The organism is Streptomyces kunmingensis, from assembly GCF_039533535.1.
Lineage (GTDB): Bacteria > Actinomycetota > Actinomycetes > Streptomycetales > Streptomycetaceae > Streptomyces > Streptomyces kunmingensis.
The window spans coordinates 101,379-110,847 of sequence record NZ_BAAATS010000037.1 but is presented as its reverse complement, the minus strand read 5'-3'; the positions used below and the strand labels follow the sequence as shown (position 1 = coordinate 110,847).

General features: G+C 66.5%; 7 protein-coding genes and 4 pseudogenes. 6 read left to right on the top strand and 5 right to left on the bottom strand.

The annotated features are described in order from the left end of the window. Nucleotides 1–138 precede the first annotated feature (138 nt). Nucleotides 139–1,050: pseudogene (locus ABD366_RS36890) on the bottom strand (IS5 family transposase). 21 nt (nt 1,051–1,071) lie between these two features. Further along, nucleotides 1,072–1,308 (bottom strand): hypothetical protein, encoded by a 237-nt coding sequence (locus ABD366_RS36885; RefSeq protein ID WP_324770183.1) that lies wholly within the window; start codon nt 1,306–1,308, stop codon nt 1,072–1,074. A 72-nt stretch (nt 1,309–1,380) separates the two neighbouring features. On the opposite strand from ABD366_RS36885, the gene ABD366_RS36880 reads away from it, so the two are divergent. From ABD366_RS36880 to ABD366_RS36870, 3 genes are all read left to right on the top strand, one after another. Next, complete coding sequence (locus ABD366_RS36880; protein WP_324770185.1) at nt 1,381–1,998, top strand: hypothetical protein; 618 nt, start codon at nt 1,381–1,383, stop codon at nt 1,996–1,998. Further along, the gene (locus ABD366_RS36875; RefSeq protein ID WP_324770186.1) at nt 1,964–2,401 is read left to right on the top strand and encodes a hypothetical protein; all 438 of its coding nucleotides are present in this window, start codon (nt 1,964–1,966) and stop codon (nt 2,399–2,401) included. Before ABD366_RS36880 ends, ABD366_RS36875 begins: the two co-directional genes overlap by 35 nt. Nucleotides 2,402–2,493: 92 nt before the next feature. Then, nucleotides 2,494–3,093 carry a hypothetical protein gene (locus ABD366_RS36870; RefSeq protein WP_324770187.1) on the top strand — a complete coding sequence of 200 codons (600 nt, stop codon included), beginning with the start codon at nt 2,494–2,496 and terminating at the stop codon, nt 3,091–3,093. 152 nt (nt 3,094–3,245) lie between these two features. Here the strand turns inward: ABD366_RS36870 and ABD366_RS36865 are convergent, their stop codons facing one another. Both ABD366_RS36865 and ABD366_RS36860 read right to left on the bottom strand, forming a co-directional pair. Next, nucleotides 3,246–4,418, bottom strand: coding sequence for a ParB/RepB/Spo0J family partition protein (locus ABD366_RS36865; RefSeq protein WP_324770188.1), 1,173 nt, complete (start codon nt 4,416–4,418; stop codon nt 3,246–3,248). Then, nucleotides 4,415–5,647 (bottom strand): ParA family protein, encoded by a 1,233-nt coding sequence (locus ABD366_RS36860; RefSeq protein WP_324770189.1) that lies wholly within the window; start codon nt 5,645–5,647, stop codon nt 4,415–4,417. Before ABD366_RS36860 ends, ABD366_RS36865 begins: the two co-directional genes overlap by 4 nt. An 865-nt stretch (nt 5,648–6,512) precedes the next feature. Here ABD366_RS36860 and ABD366_RS43695 point away from each other — a divergent pair. The 3 pseudogenes from ABD366_RS43695 to ABD366_RS36840 form a co-directional block, all read left to right on the top strand. Further along, nucleotides 6,513–7,311: pseudogene (locus ABD366_RS43695) on the top strand (IS630 family transposase); the annotation flags it as partial. A gap of 240 nt (nt 7,312–7,551) precedes the next feature. Beyond that, nucleotides 7,552–8,624 (top strand): annotated as a pseudogene (locus tag ABD366_RS36845) (IS110 family RNA-guided transposase). Nucleotides 8,625–8,641: 17 nt separating this feature from the next. Next, nucleotides 8,642–8,935 (top strand): annotated as a pseudogene (locus ABD366_RS36840) (transposase); the annotation flags it as partial. On the opposite strand, the gene ABD366_RS36835 reads toward ABD366_RS36840, so the two are convergent. Then, nucleotides 8,929–9,234 (bottom strand): hypothetical protein, encoded by a 306-nt coding sequence (locus ABD366_RS36835; RefSeq protein ID WP_344443239.1) that lies wholly within the window; start codon nt 9,232–9,234, stop codon nt 8,929–8,931. The pseudogene ABD366_RS36840 and the gene ABD366_RS36835 sit on opposite strands and share 7 nt — an antisense overlap. Nucleotides 9,235–9,469: the final 235 nt, after the last annotated feature.

Here is a 9,469-nt window from a genome sequence, read left to right as displayed (position 1 = left end):
TGCCAGGTCAACGAGCCCACCGAGATCAAAGCAACACGTTGATTCTCTGCGAGCCCTTAAGCGAACTGGATACCTGGTCCCATATCGCGATCCACAGTGACAAGGAGCCCAAACAGCTGAAACCCCGTCAACATCGCGCTAGGCCGTGTCTGACAAATGATCATGCTGTGGTGTCGCGGAGCCACAAGGTGAGCGAGGCCAGGTGCAGTCCCGTCTGGTAGCGGACGGCGAGTTTGTCGAAGCGGGTCGCGATCGCGCGGAACTGCTTGAGACGGCTGAAGCAGCGCTCAACCACGTTGCGGCCCTTGTACTTCTCTTTGTCGAAGGCCGGCGGTCGGCCGCCGTGGGTGCCGCGTCGCTTGCGGTTGGCCACCTGGTCAGAGCGTTCGGGGATGATGGCCCGGATGCCGCGTTTCCGAAGGCTGGCCCGGATAGCCCGTGAGGAATACGCCTTGTCCGCCAGCACCCCGTCGGGACGGCGTCGCGGCCTGCCGACCGTTGCGCGAGGCACCTTGATAGCGTCCAGCACCGCGTCGAACACCGTGGAGTCGTTCACGTCCCCGGCGGTCACGACAAACGACAAGGGCAGCCCGCGGCCGTCCACCGCCAGGTGGACCTTCGTGGTCAACCCGCCGCGGGACCGGCCGAGGGCCTGCCGTGCCGCCGAGCGTTGCGGATCTTCCAATTTGTCCCCGCCCGGGTCCCCTTTTTCCGGGCGCCGGCGGCATGCTGGTGAGCCCGGTTGACCGTCGAGTCCACCGAAACCGTCCACTCCACGCGGCCGACCGCATCGTCCCGGACCTGAACGTGCTCCAGCAACCGGGCCCACGTGCCGTCGGACTCCCACCGGACGAACCGCTCATAGAGCGTCTGCCACGGCCCATACCGCTCTGGCAGATCCCGCCACGGAGCCCCGGTCCGCAAGCGCCACAACACTCCGTTGATCACCTGCCGGTGATCACGCCAGGGCCGCCCCCGGCCATCCAGCACCGGCAACAGCGGCGTTATCCGCTCCCACGCCACATCCGTCAACTCGCCACGACCAGCCACAAGATCAATGATCAACTATGGCTAGTCGCCCATGAACCATAGGTAGCTGCCCGGAGTTTTCGCACAGGCTTCAAGAAGCTCGGCGAGATCGAGGAGAGCTGCCCTTTGCTGCTCATCGTCGCCCCCCTTCACAAGGGCAGCAGTCTCCTCGCTGGCAAGCTGAGCCTCTTGCTCGTTGAACAGCGTGTCGCCGTACGGATCTACCCAGCCGAGCTTGCCCGAGCCATGGCGGTCAAGCCTGCTCAGCGCCCGCGCCAACGCTTCACCGTGTTGGTACGACCCCCGCAGCAGCGTGGCTCGGGACGACCCCTTTCGTGCAGGCCGTCCCGAGTGAAGTTCAAGCTCGATCCCCATGACCCCTCCGTCAGCTTCGGACACCTCAGCTTCGCAGAGATCATTTGTCAGACACGGCCTAGTTCGGCCGACGTTGAACGCCTGCCCCTCCTGATGTCCGGGGCGGAAACCGTGATGCCGTTCGCCGAGGGCCGCACCGTCACCGGCGTCAGCGTGTCCGTCGGCGCCTCCAGACCGGCACACGGGTATCCGGTGCTGCTCGGTGACGGGGACCGGATGCTGGTCCCCAGCGACGGCGGCAAGGCGCTCCGCATCATGGAGACCAGGCCCGGGGCTCCCGCCCTCGCCCCGGCGAAGACGCTCGGAACACCAACCTCCGAGGACCAACCCTTCGTCACCGACGAGGCCGAAACCCTCATGGCGGACGTCTCGGACAGCAACAAATGCACGGTCCGAGCCCTGCCCTCCCTGCGCCGTATCAGCCAATTCGACGTGTCCGCGCCGCCCGATGATGCGACCCGAGAACCGGACACAGCTTCGATCAGACTTCGCGGGCTTGCGCCGCGTCCGCGGGAAAGGGTGGCAACATCGGCATCCGCAACGAGCCGAGGGAGCGATCATGGGGTTGCTGGCGGAGCAGACCGTCGCCGCTGAAGTCATGTACTACGGCCTGTGGATGCAGGACATCGGAGCGTCCTTCGATGACGAGCCCGCACCAAACGCGTCGTTCGGATCTGCAAGTGATAGCCGCGTGGTGATGCACAGCGGGGGGCATACCCACACCGCGAGCCTCCGCGCGGAGGTCTGGGACGAGGAGCCGCCCGCTGCCCCAAGGCCGTGGGAATTTCCGGAACAGACACAGATCGAAGCGCCGGCCGGTGAACTGCGGCTGCGGACCTACGGGGCGATGACCCCTGAACTCATCGCACTGGGCAAAGGTGGGCGGACCTGGAACGTGCGCATTCAGGTCAGCGACCGGGAGGAAGTAGAGAAACTCGCCGAACTTGACGTACCCGAAGGTGTCGAGCAGTACCTCGTGCAGTTCTGGCCCGCGTGAAGCGGTGACCGTGCAGTGACAAGACAGCGCGGGCCCGATCCGCCATGATTCACTTCCCAGACAGGTACTGCTGAGAATGCATCGGAGGGCCCATGAGGATCACCATCGAAGGCGCCTCCCCGGAGTTCGAGCGCAAGTTGCTCGATCTGCTCGCCGAGCACCGCGAGGAGCTGACCGTCACCGTCGACACCACCTGGACCGTCGAACGGGCCGTGGACTTCCTGCGCTCGCTGACCGCCGCGGCCCGGCTGTTCGCCCGGCTCGTCGTCGACGCCGACGACGGTCTCCTCGGTGCCCACACGCTGCGGGAGCACTTCGACCGCGGACTGCGCGGTCCGACCGTCTCCCTGGCCAAGGCACTCACCCGCGGCATGCGCGAAGGCTGGCTGCCCGAAGGCATCGAGGCCCCCATCGCCGTCGTCTACGGAGGGCCGGCATCGGCGTCCTGGCGGCGAGCCGATTCCTACCGGCTCACCAGCGAAAACGTCCCTGTTTTCCGGGAGGCATTTGCCCGCCTGGACGCCGCCCCCGCCCGGCTCAACTGGGCTGCCGGGGAAGCGCCGTCAGCATTCGCGCCCGCCCAGCATCCGGCCTGGGGGAAAAAACTGATCCCCCCAGAGGGGGCACCACATCTGCCCTTCGGAAGAGGGCGGTCCGTACCTCGGGGCAGTTCACCGGAGCTTCACGACTGATCCCGTGTGGCGGGCGCCAGCGGGAATATCGCGCCCGCCCTACGGATCCGTCCCTCACCCGCGCTGCCCCCTTTCGGACGCTGGGCACATGCTGCGAGGGGCCGACCTCACAGTTGAGGTCGGCCCCTCGCTAGAAATGCGTTGCAGTGCGGTCAGGAAGGCTCTGCTGCTTTCTCCCTGCGGAGGTTGGCCATCCGAGTCACCTCGTCAACCATCGCCAAGAACTGATCGTCGTCCATCCGCTGGTTCAGGAAGAACGCGGCCTCCTTACCGTTGTCGTAGGGGAACTTCCGCACACCGGTGTTCGTGTCGGAGTGCGACTGACGCGGCTCGGGGACACCCTCACTGGGATCCGCCGGCGATTCGTGCCTCTCCCTCGTCTCAGAGTCCTGGCTGACAACGCCTTGTGTAGCGGTGCCAGCCGTCGCCTCGGGGCTCGCCTGATCTGTCACGGAGGCCGCAGGCTTTACCGCGGTAAAGTCTGCGGGCGGCTCAACAGCCGCTTCCCCGATCTCGGCCACGCCTGAAGGCTCGGGCTTTACCGCGGTAAAGCCCGCGGAGACGCTCGGCCCGCTCCGACGCTTCTCCTGCTTGTCCTCCTTCTCGACCTCCCGGGCGGTGAGCCGGTTCTCCCAGGCGGTGGCCTGCTCTTCCACCGGGAGCTTGATGAGCGCGCGGGTCTCGCGTACCGGAAGGATCCCGGAGCTGACGAGTTGCTGCAGTTCGGGTGCCAGCTTGAGGAGATACAGCTGTTGGGTGACCCAGCCGGCTGACTTGCCATAGTGCTCGGCCACCTTGGTCTTGCCACCGAGCTGGTCGACCATGGTCTGGATGCCGATGGCCTGCTCGACCGGGTCGAGATCCTCACGGTCGTTGTTCTCGGACAGGACCGCGTCGAGGAAGGTGGCCCGGGACGTGGCGATCGTGTCGTCGACGATGACCTCGAGGGTCTCCAGGCCGATGAGTTGAGAGGCGCGGTAGCGGCGCTCGCCGTTGGCGATGACGTACCGGTGGGTCCCGACGGCGTCGGCCTCGTCCTCCCACAGCTTGAGGTAGGCCTCGCGGGTGACCGCGACGGCGGGTTGCAGTTGCTTGGTTTTCAGCTTCTGCCCGAACTCCTTGAGGTCGGTTTCGGAGCCGAAGTTGCGGCGCGGGTTGAATGCGGTGGGTACGAGCTGTTCGAGCGGCAGGGTCCGCAGCCGGGAGTCGGGGGCTCCGGTGGTGGGTACGCCGGTGGCCTGGGCGACCGCCTGGCGGCGGGCGCTGACCGAGGTGGTCTGGGTGCTGCCGAACCGGCCGGCGCCCAGCTTGTCCTTCTTGGTCACGCGACCTCCCTGGCAAGGGCGCGCATGGCGACCGAGATCTGGCTCTTGGGCGCGTAGGAGAGCAGGGGGCGCTTCATGCGCACGGCTTCCTTCTGTTCCTTACGCTCGCCGATGATGCCGACAACCTTCGGATCCTTTATGTCCATCCAGCCTTCGAGTGAGGATGTGGCGATATAGCCGCGGCGCGGGTCGTAGAGGTTCACGACGAGTCCGAGGTATTCCATGTCGAGGGCCATGTCACCGCGGAGGTCCTCGATCTGATTGGTGAGCAGGTCGTAGGCGTCGGCGGAGCTGTCTTCGGCTTGGACGACGACGAGGACGCCGGACTGTCCCGGGGCCTCGTTCTCACGCCGGCGTCCGTAGTAGGCGGCGGCGTCCATGCTGAGGCCGAGGCTGGGCGGGCAGTCGACGACGACGACGTCGTAGTCGGCTTCCAGGGGCGCGAGGGCGCGTTCGAGGGCTGCTTCGCGGGCCCGGACACTGGACAGGCGCACGTCGAGGAGGAAGGCGTCGGTGCAGGCGGGCAGCAGGTGCAGCCGGCCTCCGAAGTGCTCTTCGTCGATCTGGACGATGAGGTCGCGGAGATCACCCTTGGGGCTTCCGCCCATGTGGTTGGTGAGGCTGTCGCCGTCGATGGGCAGGGGTGCGGCGCCCAGCTGATTGGTGAGGTGGCATTGCGGGTCGAAGTCGACCATGAGGATGCGCAGTCCGAGGCCGGGGAGGTTTTCGACGCCCAGGGGGTCGTCGGTGTCGGACTCTGCGGCCAGCTGCTTGGCGATCTGCACGGGGTACAGGGCGTTGGGGTCTTCGGCGAGTGCTTCGCCGAGTCCGGCAGTGACAGCGGTCTTGCCGACGCCGCCCTTCTGGTTGCAGACCACGATGCGGCGGGTGATGGCGGGGCGGGTGATGCCGGGGGCTGGGTTGCTGTCGAGCCACAGCTGCACGGCCTGTGCCAGGCCTTGGGTCATGGAGACGCTGCGGTGCTTGGCTGTGGTCTTGAAGTTGGTCCACTGGCCAGCCGGGAGAAATGTGGCGAAGGAGTCGGCGCCCGAGGTGTCAACGATTTCCGGCGTCGAGGCGAGGGCTGTCCAGAGGGTCAGGCCCTGCTCGACTGCTGCCTGAATCTCGATGCCGTGCTGGGCAGTTCGGACCTTGAGTTGCTGCCGGAGCCATCCCGGCAGCTTGGAGACGACCTTTTCCCGGTCGCCGGAGGTGGCTGGAGAACTCATAGGCGACACCTTACTAACGTCATCTCTCAAATCCTGCATCGACACGTTAGTTTGGCACCTCCTTAGGCTTTACCGCGGTAAAGTCGCCTGATTTCGCTGCAGGTGAGCCATCCTGGGTTGCCCGAGCACCTGCCCTGTCGCACCCGAAGATCCGTTGATCTCGCCGAACCTGACGCCCGGTAAGTTCGTTCGACGGAGACTCGGCAACGGAGCTGTCGTCTCCCCGGTAAGCAGACATCGTCACTAGTCATGTCGTTCGCCGGCCCGGTTGTCAGCGACGCGCGGCGGGCTGTGCCCATGAGCTATGACCTTGCAGTGTGGGAGGGCGAGCGTCCTGCGGATGACGCTGCGGCGGCCCGGCTCTTCAGCGATCCGCTTGATCCGTACATCGGCATGGACGAGCCTGCGGTTCCTCGGGCTGCGCGCATAGAGGCCTTCGTCGCGGTGTTCTTGAGGCGTCGGCCGGATCTCACAGGGGACGACGATGACGACTCACCCTGGTCAACCGCTCCGTTGATCGGGTAGGCCCGCGGCCCGTTGTTCTACTTGCCCATGCGCTGGGGCTTGGCTGACGAGGCCACTGCTTACGCAGCGGAGGTCGCTTCGTCGATGGGTCTCATCCGCTTGATCTGCAGGCTCGGAAGCTGCGACCTTGTGCAGTGGGCAGGTGCGGGCGTCATTCTGGACGAGCACCTCGTGGCTGACAGTTCGGCTTTACCGCGGTAAAGCTCCGGCTGGAGCCGCGCACACGGATTTCGCAGCCGGTCAGCCGGGCGTTGACGATCTATGCGTCGGTAGTTACTGACCTTGTCGGGGTGTTGTCGTAGGTCGTGACGGTCGGTGATCCGTGCGGTAGGCCGGTGGTATGCGATACGAACAGGGCGGCGGGCTGACCGCCAAGCGGCAGCGCTTTCGTGAACGGATCCGGCTTGAGGCCGGCGGGCGCTTCGCGCGGGCGAGAGGAACGCGGTGATCGCGAAGGAACTGCGGGTGAGTGTGCGCTCGGTGGAGCGCTGGCGGCAGGCCTGGCGCCAGGACGGGCTGGCAGCCCTGGCCTCCGCCGGGCCGCCGAAGCTGCCCAAGCTGACCGACGACCGGTTCGCCGAGCTGGAGAAGGAGCTGGTCAAAGATCCAGCCGAACATGGCTGGGAGGACCAGCGCTGGACACTGGCGAGAATCCGGGCACTGATCGCCTCCACCTTCAACCTGGACGTCTCGCCGGCGGCGGTCGCCCGGCTGATGCACCGGCACGGCTGGTCCTGGCAGTCACCCGCCCGTCGGGCCCTGGAGCGCGACGAGCACGCCGTTCAGTTGTGGAAGAAGGACGTGTGGCCGCAGGCGGAATGACTGCGGCGGCGCTGGGCGCCTTCCTCGTCTTCGAGGACGAGGCGAGGTTCGGGATGACCCCGCCGAAGGCTCGCACCTGGGGCCGGCGGGGGCACACGCCGGTGGTGCGGGTGCGCGGCCGGTCCTGGCGCCGCTACTCGATCGCGGCCCTGTGCTGCTACCGGCCGGGCGAGCCCTCCCGGCTGATCTTCCGGCCCCGCCGTCATCGCAAGCACCGCGGCACGGGACGCAACAGCTTCGCCTGGACCGACTACCGCGACCTCATCGTCCGCGCCCCCATCCAGCTCCAGGCTCCCATCGTCCTGATCTGGCACAACTGTGAGACTCAAGGGACGCCGTCCGGGGCCCGGATCTGACCCGTGGGACAACTGGCCCATCTGCCTTGTTCAGGATCTGTCGACCCGTGGTCCCGGGTGGTGCTTGCTGTCGCCGGACCGGCGGGTGTGTCCCCATAGGGGCCTTGCCACACAAGGCACCGTCACAGTTCTGACCGCCCGCCTGCCCAACGTCGGCCACAGCCCCCGTGCCGATCGAGGAGCCGTGTGACCATCACCAGCATGCCCCAGTCGACTCTGCCCGCACAGCCAGGAGAACCGCTGGCGGAGGACGCGCTCCTAAGGGTGGATACCCACAAGGACGTGCACGTCGCAGCCGTGCTCACCGCACTCGGGACGCTCCTGGCCCACCAAGAATTCCCGACCACCGCCGCTGGCTACCGTCAACTCCTGTCCTGGGCAAGTTCTTTCGGTGCTCTGCGACGAGCTGGTGTGGAGTGGACCGGATCCTACGGAGCGGCTCTGGCACGCTTCTTGAGCCGAGAGAACGTCCAGGTCGTCGAGGTCAATCAACCCGACCGCGCCTTGCGCCGCAAGCGCGGCAAGACTGACGCCGTCGACGCGGAGGCCGCTGCCCGCGCGGTGTTGTCCGGACGGGCTGACGTCACACCCAAGACCGGCGAGGGGCCGGCGGCCGACATGCGTGTGCTGCGACTGGCGAAGGAGTCGGCTGTCAAGGCCCGCACGCAGGCGAAGAACCAGCTGAAAGCCGTGCTGCTTGGTGTCGATCCCGCGTTGCGCGAGGCCCTGTCCAACCTCAGCAACACAGCCCTGATCGCCACGTGCGCCGGCCTTCACGGCGACGATGCAGCCGTTTTCACGCTCCGACTGCTGGCCCAGCGCATCCAGCAACTGACCGCCGAAGTCAAGGAGCTCGTCCGTCGGACCACCAAGGCCGTCCGTTGCCGGCATCCGCAGCTCCTGGATGTCATCGGCGTCGGGCCCGACAGTGCCGCTGCTCTGCTGATCGCCGCTGGCGACAACCCGGAACGGCTGGGCAACGAGGCATCCTTCGCCGCTCTGTGCGGCGTCAGCCCCGTCGAGCAATCCGCCGGAAAGACCCAGCGTCGCAGGCTGAACCGAGGGAGAAACCGGCAGGCCAACGCCGCCCTCTACCGCATCGTCATCGCCTACGCCGCGATGCCCGGACGCGTCTCTACCTCGAACGCCGCACGAAACAGGGCCTGTCGAAACGCGAAATCATCCGCTGCCTCAAACGCTACGTCGCCCGTGAGATCTACGGTCAACTCCAGCCACCGTCACCCCTCGCTGTATCGCCGTCTTCTGCCGCTTGACGCAACATAGGGGCATCCTCAACACCCACCGGACGGCCGGAATGCGCCAGTACGCCGCCGAGCACGACTGGCTCACCATCATCCAACTGCCGTCCTACGCACCGGACCTGAACCCGGTCGAAGGCATCTGGTCGCTGCTGCGGCGCGGCCCGCTGGCCAACGCCGCCTTCCACGACGACGACCACCTCGAGCGCACCCTCCGCCGCGGTCTGCGGCACATACAGCTCCGTCCCAACTTGATCGACGGTTGTCTAGCCGGGACCGGACTCGTCTTGAGTCGCCACCCGACAACACCGCGACAAGCTCAGTAACCGCTTCTACGCGCTGCGGGTGTACTGGGTAGTTGCGGGCATGAGGCGTCACTACTCGCCATGCGCTCGTAGATCTCGATCAGGTTGGTGATGACGTCGGGGTTGTCCGCTACGCCGACCCAGTGCCCGAGTTCGGTGGAGAGGAGCACTGCATCAGTGTCAAGTCCCAGGACATAGTTGCCGTACCTGTCGAGGCCATGTCCCGCGGCATCCTCACCGGTGCGGCCGCCGGAACCTTCAGAGCAGATGGTGAGCCACGGCGCCGTCAGAGAGTCGAGCGGGGTGGGCCATCTCGTCATATGCAGCTGGTCGCCGGGCTGGGCTCTCCGCGAGCAGCCTGCCCGTGATGCGCATCTCGGGTGGTGCAGGAGCGCACGGCGAGTTCCGAGGACTGGCGGTGCGGAGAATCCGTCGACCGTGTGAGTCGTGGTCAGCAGCTGTCCTCCGCCAGCCTGCCCGCTCCCACGGATAGACGTAGACGGCGCCGCGGGCGGGGAACTCAAGTGACCTCCAAAGACTCGACAGAACCCGTCC